The sequence below is a fragment of the Roseovarius sp. THAF9 genome, from assembly GCF_009363715.1.
In the GTDB taxonomy this organism is placed as follows: Bacteria; Pseudomonadota; Alphaproteobacteria; order Rhodobacterales; family Rhodobacteraceae; genus Roseovarius.
In genome coordinates this window covers 994,533-1,010,097 of the sequence record NZ_CP045404.1, presented here as the reverse complement: position 1 = coordinate 1,010,097, position 15,565 = coordinate 994,533, and the positions used below count along the sequence as shown (strand labels likewise).

Here is a 15,565-nt window from a genome sequence, read left to right as displayed (position 1 = left end):
GCTCCGGGCCTTAATTTCGTCTAAATACTGGTCTATTAAAGTCGAAAAGATTAAACGCAGTCATGCGTGAAAGAGGCAGAAGGGTATGAGTTCAGCAACCGGCGACAACCGGGTCTTTTTGATTTTGCAAGGTCCGCACGGCCCGTTTTTCTCCAAGCTCGGCCGAATGTTGCGCCATGCTGGCGCGGATGTCTGGCGCGTGGGCTTCAACGCTGGCGACGCGGCCTTCTGGCGCGATCGGGCGAGCTATATTCCCTTCACCGGCACCGCCGAGGACTGGCCGCTCACCTTTCGCACGCTGGTGCAGGACAAGCGCGTGACCGATCTCGTGCTTTACGGCGACACGCGCGCCATCCACGCCCAGGCCATCGAACAGGCCCGCGACATGGGCCTGACGATCCACGTCTTCGAGGAAGGCTACCTGCGCCCTTACTGGGTGACGTACGAACGCGGCGGCTCCAACGGCCATTCGCGCCTGATGGAGATGGGCGTCGATGACATGCGCAAGGCGCTGGAAAACTCCGACATGGACACCGCCCTGCCGCCCGCCTCCTGGGGCGACATGCGTCAGCATATCTTCTACGGCGCGGCCTATCACGGTTGCGTTCTGCTGTTTAACCGCAAGTACCGCAATTTCCGCCCCCACCGCGCCCTGACCGTCCGGCAGGAATTCGCCCTTTATCTCAAGCGGTTGTTCCTCATGCCGTTTCAGGCCATTGACCGGCGTATCGCCACCTGGCGCATTCGGCACGGCGGCTTTCCCTATCACCTGGCGCTGCTGCAACTGGAACACGACGCCTCGTTCCAAAAGCACTCGCCGTTCGACACGATGACGGACTTTCTCGAAACCGTGACCGAGAATTTCGCCAACGGCGCGCCGAAACATCATCACCTCGTGGTCAAGGCCCACCCGCTCGAGGATGGCCGCACCCCCATCCGCGCGGAACTGCGTCGCCTTGCCCGCAAGCACAATGTCTTCGACCGCGTGCATTACGTCCGTGGCGGCAAGCTGGCACGCCTTCTGGACGAGGCCCGAAGCGCCGTCACGGTAAACTCCACCGCAGCACAACAGGTGCTGTGGCGCGGAATTCCGCTCAAGACCTTCGGCGAGGCGGTCTATGCCAAGCCCGAATTCGTCTCGACAAAGCCCTTGCGCGATTTCTTCGCCGGGGCAGAACGGCCCGACCGCAAGGCATACGGCGACTACCGCCGCTATCTGCTTGAAACCAGCCAGGTGGCGGGTGGCTTCTATTCTTCCAGTGGCCGCCGCCAGTTGCTGCGCCAAACGGTCGACATGATGCTCAGCCCAGACGATCCATACGACGCCCTGGTCTCCGGCACCGCGGCCCCAAGGCAACAGTTGCAGGCGGTCACTTGAACGCCCGCTCCTAAGAAACTGGATTTTCTTGCCGCTTCGCGCTATCGTGGCGCAAAAAATCGAGGCAGATAAAACAGGTCGAGGAGACTGGGCAGTGAAAATCCAATCCAACCGATGGGCGAAGTCCGTCGCATTGATGCTTGTCGTAAGCATTGTCGCGTCGTGCAGCTTCCTCCCCCGCTCAGGCCCCAGCAAACGCCAAATTTACTCCGGCTCCGTGCAACGATCCGGCGATGCCTTCGTGGTGTCCGTCAATGACCGCGTCACCCGCGCGACCGCCGTACAAGCCGCGCTCGGCTTCACCGAAGCGTTCAAGAACGCGGGCCTCGTCGGCTCCGACACGATCCGCCCCGGCGACACCCTCGGCCTGACGATCTGGGAAAACGTCGATGACGGCCTGTTGGCCGGCGAGGGCGCCAACCAGACCCTTCTGGAAGAGGTGCAGGTCGACGGGGCCGGCTTCATCTTCGTGCCCTACGCGGGGCGCATCCGCGCCGCCGGCAACACACCCGAAGCGATCCGTCGCATCATCACTTCCAAGCTCGATGAACAAACCCCGGACCCGCAGGTCGAGGTGCGCCGCCTTGCCGGCGATGGCGCAACCGTGTCGCTGGTCGGCGCGGTCGGTGGCCAGGGCGTCTACCCGATCGAACGTCCCACCCGCACGCTGTCGACCATGCTGGCCGCCGCGGGCGGTGTGACGATCGAGCCTGAAATCGCGCAGGTCACTGTCATCCGGGGCGCCATGCGCTCCAAGGTCTGGTTCCAGGACCTGTTTCGTGATCCCGGGTTCGACATCGCTCTGCGCGGCGGTGACCGCGTGCTGGTCGAGGAAGACACCCGCGCCTTCACCGCGCTCGGCGCCACCGGCGGCCAGGCCCGCGTGCCCTTCCCGTCGCCCACCATCTCGGCGATCGAGGCCATTGCCCAGGTCGGTGGACTTCAGGCCAACGCGGCCGACCCGACCGGCGTCTTCGTACTGCGCAACGAGCCCGCGGAAATCGCCAACCAGGTGCTTGGCCGCAACGACCTCGTGGGCGCGCAGCGGATGGTCTACGTGTTGGATCTGACACGGCCCAACGGTATGTTCATGGCCCGTGATTTCGCCATCCGCGACGACGACACGCTCTATGTGACCGAGGCACCCTTTACCCAGTGGAGCAAGGTCATCGGCGCATTGACCGGCACGCTCAGTGCGGTCGGCTCCATCTCGACCGCAGGCGATACGCTCAGCGGGAACTGATGACGCAGAACACACCCCTGGAACCCGCCGGCTCTGAAACGTCCCGGCGGGTTTTCTATTTTAACGCGGGCTTCCTGCGCCAGAATCGCATTCGCCGCATCCTCGACCTTGCCGGCCTTCCCCTGCAATTGGGCAAACCCGGCGCGGACGATCTGATCGCGGTCTGGGGCCGCTCGCCTTATGCCGCGCGGGGCGACGCGGTGGCGCAAAAGACCGGCGCCGGGATCGTGCGGGTCGAGGACGCCTTCCTGCGCTCGCTGCATCCCGGTCGCGCGGGCGAACCGCCGCTGGGCCTGCTGATCGACCATACCGGCGTGCATTTCGACAGCAGCGCCCCCTCGGACCTGGAAACGCTCCTGGCCACTCATCCGCTCGACGACACCGCCCTCATGGACCGGGCCCGTGGCTGCATCGCCCGCATGAGCGAGGCACACCTGACAAAATACACCGCCTTCGATCCTGCCGCGCCCTGCCCCGCGCCGGGCTACGTTTTGGTGCTGGACCAAACCCGCGGCGACGCCTCCGTCACACATGGCGGGGCCGACGCCAACACCTTCCGCGAGATGCTCTATTACGCGCAGGAGGAAAACCCCGGCTGCCCGGTGCTGATCAAAACCCACCCCGAAACCGTGCAGGGCCATCGCCAGGGCTATTTCGGCCCCGATGACACCTCCGACCGCGTCACGCTCTTTTCCGATCCCGTCAGCCCGTGGAAGCTTATGGAAGGCGCCGTCGCGGTCTACGCCGTCACCTCCCAACTCGGGTTCGAGTCGATCTTCGCCGGTCACAAACCACATGTCTTCGGCCAGCCCTTCTATGCCGGCTGGGGCCTGACCGAGGATCGCCACCCCCATGCCCTCTCCCGGCGCGGCCGCGCCCTCTCAAGGGCCCAGCTCTTTGCCGCGGCGATGATCCTTTATCCCACATGGTATGATCCGCATCGCGACCGGCTCTGCGAGTTGGAAGACGCGATATCCATCCTCGAGGCCCGCACGAAGGCATGGCGCGCCGATCATCAGGGCTGGGTCGCCTCTGGGATGCGCCTGTGGAAACGCCGTTCCCTACAACAGGTCTTCGGCGCCGAAAAGCGCGTGATCTTCAAGGACGATCCCGCCCACGCCGCGCGCGTTGCCGACACCACCGGGCGTGCCCATATGTGCTGGGCCGGCAAGACGCCCGCCGACGTGACCGCCATCCGGGTCGAGGATGGCTTCCTGCGCTCGCGCGGTCTGGGCGCGGACTTGGTGCCGCCCCTGTCACTCGTGTGCGACGATCTCGGCATCTACTATGATCCGACCCGCGAAAGCAGGCTGGAGCGCTGGATCATCCGGCGCGAAAACCTGCGCGCCGACCAGGATCTGCGCGCCGAACGCCTGATCCGCCGCCTCGTGTCCCTGGGCCTCAGCAAATACAACCTCGGCCTCTCGGAGCCCGACCTGCCCGACGGACCCCGCGTGCTGGTCCCCGGCCAAGTCGAGGATGACGCGTCGATCCTCACCGGGGCGGGCCGGATCTCGACCAACCTGGCCCTTTTGGAAGCGGCCCGCACCGCAAACCCCGATGCCGTCCTGCTCTACAAACCCCACCCGGATGTCGAGGCGGGCCTGCGTGACGGCGCAATCCCCCAGGCCGATCTGGACAGGCTCGATGCCATCGCCCTGCCCCACACCGACCCCGCCGCGCTGCTGTCGCAGGTGCAGCGCGTCTTCACCATGACCTCGCTCATGGGGTTCGAGGCGCTCCTCCGCGGCGTTCCCGTCACCACCACCGGCGCGCCGTTCTATGCCGGTTGGGGCCTGACCACCGATACCGGCGACGTCCCCGCCCGCCGCGCCGCGCGGCCCACGCTGCATGGCCTGGTTCATGCCGCACTCATCGACTATCCGCGCTATTTCGATCCACTCACCGGGCAGCCCTGCCCGGTCGAGGTCGTGCTGGACCGCCTCGCCACCGGCGACATCCCCGCCCCCGGTCCCGCCAACCGCCTTCTGGCGAAGCTACAGGGCCTTTTTGCCTCGCGCGCCAGCCTCTGGCGGTGACAATCCGGCCCGCTGCCTTATCTTGGATGCAACGAACGGCAAGGAGGATCACATGGACCGCAACAGCGACTTCACCCAACGCGCCGTGGTGCACGCCGCCGATGAAGACTGGATCGCCTCGCCCATGCCCGGCGTCGATCGCCGTATCCTCGACCGCATCGGTGACGAGGTGGCCCGCGCCACCTCGATCGTGCGCTACGCCCCGAACAGCGCGTTCTCGTCCCACGTCCATACGGGCGGCGAGGAATTCCTCGTGCTCGACGGCGTCTTCTCGGACGAGCACGGCGATTTCCCGGAAGGCAGCTATATTCGCAATCCGCCGGAATCGTCCCACACGCCGGGGTCCGAACCCGGCTGCACCATCCTCGTGAAGCTGTGGCAGTTCGATCTCAGCGACCGAACCCATGTGCGCATCGACACGAACAAGATGCGATTTCTGCCCGAACGTGACGCGGTCGAGAACATGCCGCTCTTTTCCGATGGCCGCGAGGATGTCGCGCTGGAACGCTGGGCGCCGCAGGCGCGCGTCTCGCTCGACGCACCCGACGGCCTGGAACTGCTGGTGCTCGACGGCGGCTTCACCGAAGGCGACGAGACTTTCAAGCGCCTCAGCTGGCTGCGCCTGCCGAAAGGCGCGTCTTCAACCGCCGAAGTCGGAGCCGACGGTGCCCGTGTCTGGATCAAGCGCGACCACCTGCGCGAAACCCCGACCGGCCCCAAGACGTAACCCGTCCCGGACCTGATCCGGGACCTCGCGCTCACTCCCCGTAAGGCACCCAGACCGTCTTGACCTCGGTTGCCGCCTCCAGAAAGGCACGGCAATCGCCCGGCGCGGTCCAGTCCCGCCCGCACCCATTGTTCACCCATGTCCGCTTGAGGTTTCCGGCACTCTCCCGCTCGATCACCTCCGACAGGTCGGTCGAGGCGAAGCTCCAGACCGCCTCGACATCCGCATGTCCGGCCATGTGCGGCGCAAGCTCCGCGATCGGCCCCACCACCAGGTTTGCCACGCCCGCCGGAACGTCCGAGGTTTCCAGCACCTGCACCAGTTCCATTGCCGCCAGCGGGAACGGCTCTGATGCCACCAGCACGGCGCGATTGCCCATCGCCATCGCCGCCCCCAGCACCGACACCAACCCCAGCAAGGGCGCCTCATCCGGGCAGAGCGCACCGATCACGCCCACCGGCTCCCGTAGCGCCAGCGCCATCCCCCGTATCGGCACCGCGGCGGCTTCGCCCGCGAACTTGTCCGCCCAGGCCGCCCATGTGAACAGCCGGTCGACACTGGCCTCCACCTCACCGGCACCACTGCGCCCGCCGCTCATGGCGTTCAGCACCCCGGCGAAATCGCCTGCTCGCGCCGACAGGTTCTCGGCCATGTAATACAGGATCTGCGCCCGCGCATGGCCGCTGGTCCTGCCCCAGGCCGCCGCCCCGCGCGCGGCCTCCACCGCGTTGCGGATATCCTTGCGGTTGGCCACCGGCACCTGCCCCAGCGACTTGCCCGACTTGCCGTAGACCACGCGCGAATACCCCCCGTCGGGCCGCGCCTGCTTGCCCCCTATATACAGCTTCGGTGTCCGGTCCATTCCTTCGACCACACCGTTTGTGCCTGCCGTGAACGCCGCGATCGGGCGCAGTGCCTTTTGCGCCCCCGCCGGCTTCAGGTAGGCATCCAGCCCCGCCCAGCCGCCTTCGCGCCCGAACCCGCTTTCGCGCACACCACCAAAGGGTGCCGCCGCGTCGAACATGTTGCTCCCGTTCACCCAGACCACGCCCGCCGCCAGCTTCGGCGCCACGTCCAGCGCCAGGTTGAGGCTTTCCGACCAGACCGACGCGGCCAGCCCGTAGCGCGTGTTGTTGGCCAAAGCGACGGCTTCCGCGGGTGTCCGGAACGTGGTCGAGACAAGCACCGGGCCGAAAATCTCTTGCTGCATCAGCGCATCCGACGGCGCCAGACCGGAGATCAGCGTCGGCGGATAGAACGCGCCCGTCTCCGGCATCTCGACCGCCGCGGCAAACCTCTCGCCCGCTGCTCTGCCCTCGACCAGTCGCCGCACCCGCTCCACCTGCACCGGATCGGCCATCGCGCCGATGTCGATGCACTTGTCCAGCGGGTTGCCGATGCGCAGCTTGCCCATCCTCTCGCGCAGCCGCGCCTGAAAATCGTCAGAGATCCCCTCCTGCACCAGCAGGCGCGAGCCCGCGCAACAGACCTGGCCGCCATTCAACCAGATCGCGTCGACCAGCCCCTCTATGGCGCTGTCGATATCCGCATCCTCGAACACGATGTAGGCGCTCTTGCCGCCCAGCTCCAATGTCAGCGCCTTACCCTGCCCCGCCGTCTGCTGCCGGATGCGTCGCCCCACGTCGGTCGAGCCGGTAAAGGCCACCTTGTCCACGCCCTTATGCTTGACGACGCGCTCGCCAACCTCCCCGTCGCCGGTAACGATATTGACCACCCCCTTCGGCAGCCCGGCCTGCCGGCAGATATCCGCGAAAAGAAGGGCTGTCAGTGACGTCCATTCGGCAGGTTTCAGGACCACCGTGTTGCCCGCCGCCAGCGCCGGTGCCACTTTCCATGCCAGCATCAAAAGCGGGAAGTTCCACGGGATCACCTGCCCGCAGACGCCATGCGCCCGCCGGTCCGGCCGCTCGACCTCCAGCAACTGCGCCAGCCCGGCGTGATGATAGAAATGCCGGTGCACCAAGGGCACGTCGATGTCGCGGCTCTCCCGGATCGGCTTGCCGTTGTCCAGCGTCTCCAGCACCGCGAAAAGCCGCGCGTTCTTCTGCACCAGTCGCGCCAGCGCATAAAGGTACCGCGCCCGCCCGGGCCCGCCCAGGCGCTCCCAATTCGGCTGTGCCTTCCGCGCCGCCGCCACGGCGGCATCCACGTCCTCCGCACTGGCCTGGCTCAGCAGCGCCAGCACCTCGCCCGTGGCCGGGTTCTTCGCCTCGAACCCCGCGCCGGGCGCTGTGAACGCCCCGTCAATGAAATGCCCAAACCTGTCGCCCTGGTCCACCAGCCAGGCATAGGCATCGGCGGCGCTTTCCGGCGCGGGGCCATACTCCATGCTCTCGAAGATCTCCTTGACGGTCATAGCTTCATCGTTCCCGAACTATTCAATTCCATCCGCTTACCCCAAGCCATGCCGCCACCCTGCCGAATACCGCCCTGTGACGTGGTGCTCCAACTGCCGCTCGATATCCCCGAGCAGACTCGACGCGCCAAAGCGGAAAAGGTCAGGCCGCAGCCACCGATCGCCCAATTCCTCTTTGATCATCGACAGGTAAACCAGCGCATCCTTCGCCTTCGAGATGCCACCGGCGGGCTTGTATCCAACGCGATACCCCGTCGCGGCGTGATAGGCCCGGATCGCCCGCAGCATCACCAGCGTCACCGGCAATGTTGCGTTCACGCTTTCCTTGCCGGTCGATGTCTTGATGAAATCCGCGCCCGCCATCATGCAGACCAACGACGCCCGCGCCACGTTGCGCAGGCCGCCCAGTTCCCCGGTGGCCAGGATCGCCTTGACATGTGCGTTGCGACAGGCCGCGCGAAAGGCCTGCATCTCGTCGTAAAGCGCCTGCCAATCACCGGTCAGCACATGCCGGCGCGAGATCACGATGTCGATCTCGTCGGCACCTTCCGCCACGCTGGCCTCGATCTCCGCCAGCCGCAGGTGAAACGGCGACAGCCCCGCCGGAAAACCGGTCGAGACCGCGGCCACCGGAATTCCGCTGCCCTCCAGCGCCCGTCGGGCCGGCGCGACCATATCGTGATAAACACAGACCGCACCCACGCTCAGCCCTTCCATTCCCAAGGCGTACAGCAGGTCTGCGCGCACCGGCTGGCGCGCCTTGGCGCAGAGCCGCGCGACCCGACCCGCCGTGTCGTCCCCCGAAAGCGTCGTCAGGTCGATACAGCTGATCGCCCGGCACAGCCACGCCGCCTGGTAGTCCTTCTTGACCGTCCGACGCCCCGGCAACGTGCCTGCCCGACGCTCGACCGCCGAAGTGTTCACCGCGACCGCCGCCACTTGGTCAAGATCCAGCGGCACGCCCGCGTTGCGCGGCTCCAGCGTCTGCGGCAGATGCGTCTGCGCGGTCTCTGTCCGGATCGTCATGGCCACCGTTCAAGCATGGAAAATCACCTGCGAAGCGTCGCATGCACGCCGCCCCTTGGCAAGCCGCAGCCGGGCGCAGGCGCACCTGCACAAAACCTGCACAACCGCGCCGCCGACCGGTGCACATCCTTGCCCTAGCCTGCCCCCACAAACACCACATTCCCAGCCAGAGGAGACCCCATGCGACACGCCTTTCTATGCGAACCCCGCGTTCACCGTGCCCGGCTCCGGCAGCGCCGCGCCCTGCTTCTCGCACTCGGCCTCGTCATCCTGTCAGGCCTCGCCATGTCTGGCACGACCCACGCGACTTCGCCGGAACGACAGGGCTTTTCCAAACCCGACCGATCGCCTAGCTTCATGCCCGAAACAGTACGCCTGCGGATCGAAGAATGAGCCATATCCTGATCGTCGACGACGACCCCCAGATCCGCGATGTGCTGCGCATCGCCCTGAAAAAGGCAGGGCACGACGTGGCCGAGGCCGGCGACGGGGCCGAGGGGCTGGCCAAGGCCCGCAGCGGCAAGGCCGACCTCATCGTGCTGGATATCGGCCTGCCCGAGATGGACGGGCTGGAGATGTGCCGCCGCCTGCGCGCCGACCACGACACACCCGTGCTTTTCCTGACCGCCCGCGACGAAGAGATCGACCGCGTCCTCGGTTTTGAGCTGGGCGGCGACGACTACGTGACCAAACCCTTCTCGCCGCGCGAACTGGTGGCCCGCATCCGCGCCATTCTCAAGCGCACCGAACAAGGCCCGGTCACCGGCGTGACCCAGCCGCTCAGCCACGGCGCCCTTCGCCTCGACCCCGAGCGGCACCTGTGCAGTTTCGGCACCCAGACCGTCGCTCTGACGGCCCGCGAGATGTCGCTGCTCGAACACCTCATGACCCGCCCCGCTCACGTGGCCACCAAGGCCCAACTGACCGACGCGGTCTATGGGCCGACAATCCATGTGTCGGACCGCACTCTCGACAGTCACCTGCGCAACCTGCGCGCCAAGCTGGCCGAGGCGGGATGCGACAACGCCATCGAAACAGTGCACGGGGTCGGGATCCGGATGGGCGCATGCCAGACCGCGTAAAACAGCGCATCCGCCGGAAATGGCGGCCGCCTCTGGCTCTTGTGATCGGCGGCACACTCTCGGCGGTGCTGGTGCTTCCGGTCATCGCCATCGGCTATTTCAAGGTCGCGGGCTTTATCCTCGGCTGGGGCGAGACTACCCTGCTGATCGGCACTCTGGCCGTGGTCACGACCCTTCTGCTGGCCTTTCTTCTGTGGCGGCTGGTCCTGCGACCGGTCTACGCGCTGACCGCCCATGCCAAGGCCGTCAAGGACGGGCGCGACGACGCCCCCCTGCCCCGGCATTTCGGCACGCCGGAACTGACTGCTCTGGGCCAGGCGGTGCTCGACATGGGCAGCACCCTTCAGGACCGGGAGGCCGGCCTGCGCGCCTATACAAACCACGTCACCCACGAGCTCAAGTCGCCGCTCACCAGCCTGATCGGCGCCACCGAACTGCTCGAAGACGACATGCCCACGGAAGATCGCGCCAAGCTGACCGAGACGATCCGCACCTCGGCCCAGAAGATGCAGGTGCTTCTCGATGCGCTGCGCCGGCTGGCCAATGCGCGCGACCCGCTGGGGCACGGCCCGACGCGGCTCTCCGTGGCGCTGAACAAGGTCGATGCGGGCTTGGTGCTCGACTTGCACCGCGACCGCGCCGTACCGATTGACCCAGACGCCCTGCACGCAATCCTGACCCATCTTGGCCAAAACGCGGCCGCGCATGGTGCCCGGCAGCTAAAGGTCACGGGCACCGAGAACGGCTTTACCGTGCAGGATGACGGGCCCGGCATCGCCGAGGGCAACCGCGCCCGCATTTTCGAGCCGTTCTTCACAACCCGCCGCGCCACGGGTGGCACCGGAATGGGGCTGGCCATCGTGCGCACCATGCTCGGCGCCGCCGGGGGTGACATCGCGCTGCTGCCGTCCAAGCGAGGCGCACTCTTCGACATCACTTTCGATTGACGGCCGCGCGCTCAGCGGATCCGCTTGTAGGCGGCCCGCTCGCGCAGTACCAGCACCGCGGCACAGCTTGACAGGCGCGACATCCCGGGACGGTCCGACAGGTATTTCTGGTTCGGCTCGTCGCGCGCCAGAGCGGCACGGCGCAGAGTCATGATCCGCGCCCGCGGGCTGTTCAGGAACTGCGCCTGCGGGATCACCTTTTCATAAGGGCTGTCGAGCCGCGACACCTCGTAGAACCCGCCTGTCAGCGCCAGAAGCGCCACCCCGCAGGCGCCGGCCTGGTTCGGGCATTCCGCGCGGCACAGATCGGCGATCGGGCGCGCCGACAGGTCCCGCAGCACCCAATCCTCGACCGGCTTGCGCCACCTGTTGCCCGCGCTCATGTCCCCGAAACCAAAGCCCAGCGCCAGGAACTGCGCCATGCCCAGCGTCTCCGGGTCGTCCGCGCTCACCACTTCCGGGCCCAGCGACAGCATGTGGCGCAACGCCGCCATGCCATCGGCCTGCGGCTCGGGCGTGTCGGCGAGGAAGGCCAAGTAGGGGCGCATCTCGGGCAGGACCGTCTCGCTGGCCACCAGTTTCTCGCGCATCGCGCGCGACCCATAGAGCGCCGCGATCCGCGTCGGATAATCCGTGGCCTGCTGCTCGCCCGCCTGCCACAACGCGAAATGCGTCTGCAATTGCAGGAACGGCTTGCGCGAACGCAGGAACATCTCGGCAAGCCGGTTGCCTTCGTTTGACTCTACCGCCAGCCAGCTGCGCCCAAACCGGGTGTTGCCCGACATATCGCGAAACAGCGTCCGCCGCGCGTCCGGCTCCAACCGCATGCGATAGGGCGACGGTCCGCGATCCATCGTCTCGATCCGGGCCAGCAGGATACGCGCGTCGCTGTGTCCTTCGCGGGCCAGCTGCGCCAGCTGCGGCAAGCTCTGGGAATCGTCGCCCGAAAGCCAAAGCGCCACCGCTGCGTCAAACGCAGCCTGCGCGAAAGCGGCCCCGACCCAAAGCCAGAGCATCACAATTGCTACGCATGTTCCCCTGATCATTCCCGGCTCCTCCTTCGCCGGACCACCTTCATTCTATAGGCACTCGGCCGATTGCCTTGCAACCCAGACGTGCAAAACATCTTCACCCAACGCCGTCTGTTCGACAAGATCGAAGCGGCTCGCCCCGTCCAGCCGATCAAGCCCCAGCGCTCCAATCCCCGGTAGGCCCTCGGCCCCCATCGCAAACCCTGCCGTGATCCCGGCCATCCGATCGACCAGCCCTTCGGCCAAGAGCGATGCCGACAGCGCCCCGCCGCCTTCGCAAAAAATCCGGGTCAGCCCGCGCCGCCCCAACTCGTCCAGGACAGACCCCATATCCAGCTGCCGTCCCGATAATCCGCAGGGTACCATTTCGGCGCCAAGTCCCCGCCATGCCTCGACCAACGCGGCATCCGCGTCGGGCCCGTGGCACATCCAGACCGGCACCTCCGATGCCGTTCGCGCCAGGTTCGACATCAGCGGCACATCCAGCCTGCGCGACACCACCACGCGCACGGGCTGATGGTCGACCCCCATGTCGCGCACCGTCAGTGACGGGTCGTCCGCCCGCGCCGTGCCCGCACCGACCATGACGGCGTCGTGACGCGCCCGCGCAGCATGCACCCAGCGCCGCGCCTGCGGTCCGGTGATCCACTGGCTGTGCCCGCTGGCGGTGGCGATCCGCCCGTCAAACGACGTGGCAAGCTTAAGCGTCACTTCAGGGCGTCCCCGCGTCATCCGGCTCAGGAACCCGCCAAGGTCATACTGGGCCTCCGCCGCGCAATGTCCGATCTCGACCACGATCCCGGCCTCACGCAGCGCTGCAAAACCGCGGCCCGAGACACGCGGATCGGGGTCGCCAATAGCCACCACCACCCGTGCGATCCGGGCCGCTATGATAGCGTCGGTACAGGGTGGCGTCCGTCCGTGGTGGGCGCACGGCTCCAGGCTGACATAGGCCGTGGCCCCCTCTGCCGCCATGCCGGCCTGTTCAAGCGCGATACGCTCGGCATGCGGCCGCCCGCCAAGGCCCGTCGTGCCGCGCCCCACGATGCGCCCATCCTTCACGATCACGCAGCCCACGGCAGGGTTGGGCCAGGTCCGGCCCAGGCCGCGACGCCCAAGGCCCAATGCCAGCCTGAGAAAGCGGATGCCGTCCGAGCTCACGTCTCGCCGGGCTCTTCCACCGCACCGGGCCGCAACTCACTTACGAACTTGTCGAAATCGTCTGCCGCCTGGAAGTTCTTGTAAACACTGGCAAAGCGAACATAGGCCACGGTGTCGATCCGCGCCAGGCTTTCCATGACGATCTCGCCCACGGTCTTTGACGGAATATCCGTCTCGCCGAGGCTTTCCAGCCGCCGCACTATGCCGGAAATCATCTGCTCCACCCGCTCCGGCTCGACCGGGCGTTTCTGCAAGGCGATTCGGATCGACCGTTCCAGCTTGTCGCGGTCGAAATCCTCGCGCCGACCGTTCGTTTTCACCACCACCAAGTCGCGCAACTGCACGCGCTCATATGTGGTAAACCGGCCACCACAGGCCGGGCAAAATCGCCTCCGCCGGATCGAAACGTGATCCTCTGCCGGGCGTGAATCCTTCACTTGAGTGTCGATATTTCCGCAAAACGGGCAGCGCATCGGCCGATCCCCTTTTCTTCTCTGCCTCTGATGGTCATGGGTCTATTGCCCAATTATCCACAGCTACTATAGGGCAGCCGCAAAGTTTTGGGTAGAGGGCAAATTCAGTCGCAACATCGAGCGTCGTTTTGGGCCCTTGTGGCTGCGACGAAGCGCCCGGGGAACGCTTTCCGGATTGGTTCGTTGCCATTCCAGAGAACAAAATAAACCCGACTCAAAAGGATTATCATGCCCCGCAAGACACTCTTCATAACCGGCGCCTCCACCGGCATCGGCGCTGAAACCGCCCGCAAGGCCGTCGCATCCGGCTGGAACGTCGCGCTCTTTGCACGCAGCAAGGATAAGCTCGACGCGCTGGCTTCGGAGCTTGGGGACGGCCACGCTCTTGCCTTGGCCGGCGACGTCACGGACATGGAGGAACTGAAAAACTCCATCGACAGCGCCGCCGATCATTTCGGTGGCCTCGACGCAGTTTTCGCCAATGCCGGGCGCGGGCTCGACACGCCGGGCGTTGAAAACGGCGATCCCGACGAATGGCGCAAGATGCTCGATCTCAACATCAACGGTCTGCTCTACACCATTAAGGCCGCGTTCCCGCATCTGCAAAAATCCAAGGGGCACGCCGTGCTTACCGGCTCGGTGGCGGGCAAGATCAATCTGCCCGGCTCGATTTATGGCGCCTCCAAGTGGTTTGTCCAAGGCTTCGCTGGAAACCTTAGCCAGGAAATGCGCGAATGGGGCGGCCGTTGCACCGTGATCTGCCCCGGCATGGTGGATACGCCGTTCTTCGACGAAGCCAAACCCGACAAGCTGAAGCCAGAGGATATCGCCGAAGCCGTGGTCTTTGCCCTCGACCAGCCCCAACGCGCCGATGTGCGGGAAATGGTCGTTATGCCCACGGGCTAAGGCTCAGGCCAGACTTAGGCCAGATGCGCCGCCACTTTGCGAGTGTGCGGCGCATTGCGATGCTCGAAGACGTAAATTCCCTGCCACGTGCCCAGTACGAGCCGCCCGTCGCTTACGGGGATCGCCAGGCTCACCGGCATCATGGCAGCCTTTATATGCGCAGGCATGTCATCCGGCCCTTCATAGGTGTGCGTCAGGTATGCCATGGTCGGATCGCTTGTGGGCGGCACCAGCCGTGCAAAATAATTCCGCAAATCGGTCTGCACCTCGGGGTCGGCGTTCTCCTGAATCAGCAGGCTGGCGGATGTATGACGAATGAAGAGCGTCAGAAGACCTCTCTGCACGCCCTGATACGCCACCCACCCGGTCACGTCGGCGGTGAACTCGTAGAGGCCTTGCCCACGCGTCGCTATGGTAAACGCTGTTTGCATGTCTGCGTTCTACCCGTCTCAGCCGATTACCGCCAGTGCGCCACGTCCAGGAACAAAGCCCAGACCTGACGCGTTGCCCTATTGGACGGAAAAGGAGGAACCAAAATGTCTATCGGACGAGTAACCGAAATTTCCGCGACCTCGAAAGAGAGCTTCGATGACGCCGTCAAGCAGGGCATCCAGCGCGCATCTAAAACGCTGCGCAACATCGAAAGCGCTTGGATTAAGGATTCAAACGTCAGCGTGTCAAATGGGAATGTGTCGGAGTTCCGAGTGAACCTCGCCGTGACCTTCCTGCTGGACGACTAAAGCCAATGCGGAAACGGCGTGTCTATTTGTTAGACTTGCCGAATTTGCCACCGAACCGAAGCAAAGGTCCCCTTGTCAATACTGCAAAGGGGGCCTTTTCAATCGCAGCCCACCGGTTCCTCGACCATCCGCGAGCGCGGGCCGCTCAATAACAGAAGTCCTGTTGGTCTGCGACAACCATCAGCAATGGCTGCGGGTCGACTTCCTCAGCGAGGGGCTCGACCTCTTCCGCTGTCAGTATGGTCCCCCGGTGACCTACCGGATTCGAAACGGGTGGATTTAGATCAATCCAGATCATTTCTTCCATACCGTCGCCGCTTTCCGCTCCCGACACGGCGACGAAGATAAAGGCGTCGGCGCTCTGGTTCATGCGGTCTGACATCGGACAATCTCCTTAAAAGGTCGCAAATACAAGTCTCAGACATGAGACGTCGT

At 65.4% G+C, this 15,565-nt stretch carries 16 protein-coding genes; 9 read left to right on the top strand and 7 right to left on the bottom strand.

All coding sequences use genetic code 11. The annotated features are described in order from the left end of the window. Positions 1–85 precede the first annotated feature (85 nt). The 4 genes from FIU86_RS04970 to FIU86_RS04955 all read left to right on the top strand — a co-directional run bounded on the left by FIU86_RS04970 (position 86) and on the right by FIU86_RS04955 (position 5,387). Positions 86–1,378 carry a capsule biosynthesis protein gene (locus FIU86_RS04970; RefSeq protein WP_152474058.1) on the top strand — a complete coding sequence of 431 codons (1,293 nt, stop codon included), beginning with the start codon at positions 86–88 and terminating at the stop codon, positions 1,376–1,378. Positions 1,379–1,514: 136 nt separating this feature from the next. After that, positions 1,515–2,621 (top strand): polysaccharide biosynthesis/export family protein, encoded by a 1,107-nt coding sequence (locus tag FIU86_RS04965; RefSeq protein WP_152476937.1) that lies wholly within the window; start codon positions 1,515–1,517, stop codon positions 2,619–2,621. Further along, on the top strand, positions 2,621–4,660 hold the full coding sequence (locus tag FIU86_RS04960) for a capsular polysaccharide biosynthesis protein (protein WP_152474057.1): 2,040 nt from the start codon (positions 2,621–2,623) through the stop codon (positions 4,658–4,660). Before FIU86_RS04965 ends, FIU86_RS04960 begins: the two co-directional genes overlap by 1 nt. A gap of 52 nt (positions 4,661–4,712) precedes the next feature. After that, on the top strand, positions 4,713–5,387 hold the full coding sequence (locus tag FIU86_RS04955) for a cupin domain-containing protein (RefSeq protein WP_152474056.1): 675 nt from the start codon (positions 4,713–4,715) through the stop codon (positions 5,385–5,387). Between the two features lie 31 nt (positions 5,388–5,418). Here the strand turns inward: FIU86_RS04955 and FIU86_RS04950 are convergent, their stop codons facing one another. Beyond that, a complete protein-coding gene (locus FIU86_RS04950) occupies positions 5,419–7,764 on the bottom strand; it encodes an aldehyde dehydrogenase family protein (protein ID WP_152474055.1) in 2,346 nt (781 codons plus the stop codon). A gap of 36 nt (positions 7,765–7,800) precedes the next feature. After that, positions 7,801–8,790 (bottom strand): deoxyribose-phosphate aldolase, encoded by a 990-nt coding sequence (gene deoC / locus FIU86_RS04945; RefSeq protein ID WP_152474054.1) that lies wholly within the window; start codon positions 8,788–8,790, stop codon positions 7,801–7,803. Positions 8,791–8,970: 180 nt separating this feature from the next. Here deoC and FIU86_RS22690 point away from each other — a divergent pair, with 180 nt between their 5' ends. The 3 genes from FIU86_RS22690 to FIU86_RS04930 are packed head-to-tail and all read left to right on the top strand — an operon-like array spanning position 8,971 to position 10,819. Continuing rightward, entirely contained in the window at positions 8,971–9,183 is a 213-nt protein-coding gene (locus tag FIU86_RS22690; protein ID WP_152474053.1) for a hypothetical protein, read from the top strand. Then, positions 9,180–9,872: a response regulator transcription factor gene (locus FIU86_RS04935; protein WP_152474052.1), complete on the top strand. Its 693-nt coding sequence runs from the start codon at positions 9,180–9,182 to the stop codon at positions 9,870–9,872. Before FIU86_RS22690 ends, FIU86_RS04935 begins: the two co-directional genes overlap by 4 nt. Further along, positions 9,857–10,819: a sensor histidine kinase KdpD gene (locus FIU86_RS04930; protein ID WP_172977435.1), complete on the top strand. Its 963-nt coding sequence runs from the start codon at positions 9,857–9,859 to the stop codon at positions 10,817–10,819. Before FIU86_RS04935 ends, FIU86_RS04930 begins: the two co-directional genes overlap by 16 nt. Positions 10,820–10,830: 11 nt before the next feature. Here FIU86_RS04930 and FIU86_RS04925 read toward each other — a convergent pair whose 3' ends face one another. The 3 genes from FIU86_RS04925 to nrdR are packed head-to-tail and all read right to left on the bottom strand — an operon-like array spanning position 10,831 to position 13,484. After that, complete coding sequence (locus tag FIU86_RS04925) at positions 10,831–11,865, bottom strand: hypothetical protein (protein WP_152474050.1); 1,035 nt, start codon at positions 11,863–11,865, stop codon at positions 10,831–10,833. Positions 11,866–11,898: 33 nt separating this feature from the next. Next, entirely contained in the window at positions 11,899–13,011 is a 1,113-nt protein-coding gene (gene ribD, locus FIU86_RS04920; protein ID WP_152474049.1) for a bifunctional diaminohydroxyphosphoribosylaminopyrimidine deaminase/5-amino-6-(5-phosphoribosylamino)uracil reductase RibD, read from the bottom strand. Then, a complete protein-coding gene (gene nrdR / locus FIU86_RS04915) occupies positions 13,008–13,484 on the bottom strand; it encodes a transcriptional regulator NrdR (RefSeq protein WP_103764377.1) in 477 nt (158 codons plus the stop codon). Before nrdR ends, ribD begins: the two co-directional genes overlap by 4 nt. A 228-nt stretch (positions 13,485–13,712) precedes the next feature. On the opposite strand from nrdR, the gene FIU86_RS04910 reads away from it, so the two are divergent. Next, the gene (locus FIU86_RS04910; protein WP_152474048.1) at positions 13,713–14,390 is read left to right on the top strand and encodes an SDR family oxidoreductase; all 678 of its coding nucleotides are present in this window, start codon (positions 13,713–13,715) and stop codon (positions 14,388–14,390) included. A gap of 14 nt (positions 14,391–14,404) precedes the next feature. On the opposite strand, the gene FIU86_RS04905 is transcribed toward FIU86_RS04910, so the two are convergent. Then, positions 14,405–14,821 carry a secondary thiamine-phosphate synthase enzyme YjbQ gene (locus FIU86_RS04905; protein WP_152474047.1) on the bottom strand — a complete coding sequence of 139 codons (417 nt, stop codon included), beginning with the start codon at positions 14,819–14,821 and terminating at the stop codon, positions 14,405–14,407. Positions 14,822–14,926: 105 nt separating this feature from the next. Here FIU86_RS04905 and FIU86_RS04900 point away from each other — a divergent pair, with 105 nt between their 5' ends. After that, positions 14,927–15,130, top strand: coding sequence for a dodecin family protein (locus FIU86_RS04900; protein WP_152474046.1), 204 nt, complete (start codon positions 14,927–14,929; stop codon positions 15,128–15,130). 145 nt (positions 15,131–15,275) lie between these two features. Here the strand turns inward: FIU86_RS04900 and FIU86_RS04895 are convergent, their stop codons facing one another. Then, positions 15,276–15,512, bottom strand: coding sequence for a hypothetical protein (locus FIU86_RS04895; protein WP_152474045.1), 237 nt, complete (start codon positions 15,510–15,512; stop codon positions 15,276–15,278). Between the last annotated feature and the right edge of the window lie 53 nt (positions 15,513–15,565).

Coding starts and splice junctions, on each gene's coding strand:
- FIU86_RS04970 (WP_152474058.1), top strand. CDS start 86: ATGAGTTCAGCAACCGGCGACAACCGGGTCTTTTTGATTTTGCAAGGT.
- FIU86_RS04965 (WP_152476937.1), top strand. CDS start 1,515: ATGCTTGTCGTAAGCATTGTCGCGTCGTGCAGCTTCCTCCCCCGCTCA.
- FIU86_RS04960 (WP_152474057.1), top strand. CDS start 2,621: ATGACGCAGAACACACCCCTGGAACCCGCCGGCTCTGAAACGTCCCGG.
- FIU86_RS04955 (WP_152474056.1), top strand. CDS start 4,713: ATGGACCGCAACAGCGACTTCACCCAACGCGCCGTGGTGCACGCCGCC.
- FIU86_RS04950 (WP_152474055.1), bottom strand. CDS start 7,764: ATGACCGTCAAGGAGATCTTCGAGAGCATGGAGTATGGCCCCGCGCCG.
- deoC (WP_152474054.1), bottom strand. CDS start 8,790: ATGACGATCCGGACAGAGACCGCGCAGACGCATCTGCCGCAGACGCTG.
- FIU86_RS22690 (WP_152474053.1), top strand. CDS start 8,971: ATGCGACACGCCTTTCTATGCGAACCCCGCGTTCACCGTGCCCGGCTC.
- FIU86_RS04935 (WP_152474052.1), top strand. CDS start 9,180: ATGAGCCATATCCTGATCGTCGACGACGACCCCCAGATCCGCGATGTG.
- FIU86_RS04930 (WP_172977435.1), top strand. CDS start 9,857: ATGCCAGACCGCGTAAAACAGCGCATCCGCCGGAAATGGCGGCCGCCT.
- FIU86_RS04925 (WP_152474050.1), bottom strand. CDS start 11,865: ATGATCAGGGGAACATGCGTAGCAATTGTGATGCTCTGGCTTTGGGTC.
- nrdR (WP_103764377.1), bottom strand. CDS start 13,484: ATGCGCTGCCCGTTTTGCGGAAATATCGACACTCAAGTGAAGGATTCA.
- FIU86_RS04910 (WP_152474048.1), top strand. CDS start 13,713: ATGCCCCGCAAGACACTCTTCATAACCGGCGCCTCCACCGGCATCGGC.
- FIU86_RS04905 (WP_152474047.1), bottom strand. CDS start 14,821: ATGCAAACAGCGTTTACCATAGCGACGCGTGGGCAAGGCCTCTACGAG.
- FIU86_RS04900 (WP_152474046.1), top strand. CDS start 14,927: ATGTCTATCGGACGAGTAACCGAAATTTCCGCGACCTCGAAAGAGAGC.
- FIU86_RS04895 (WP_152474045.1), bottom strand. CDS start 15,512: ATGTCAGACCGCATGAACCAGAGCGCCGACGCCTTTATCTTCGTCGCC.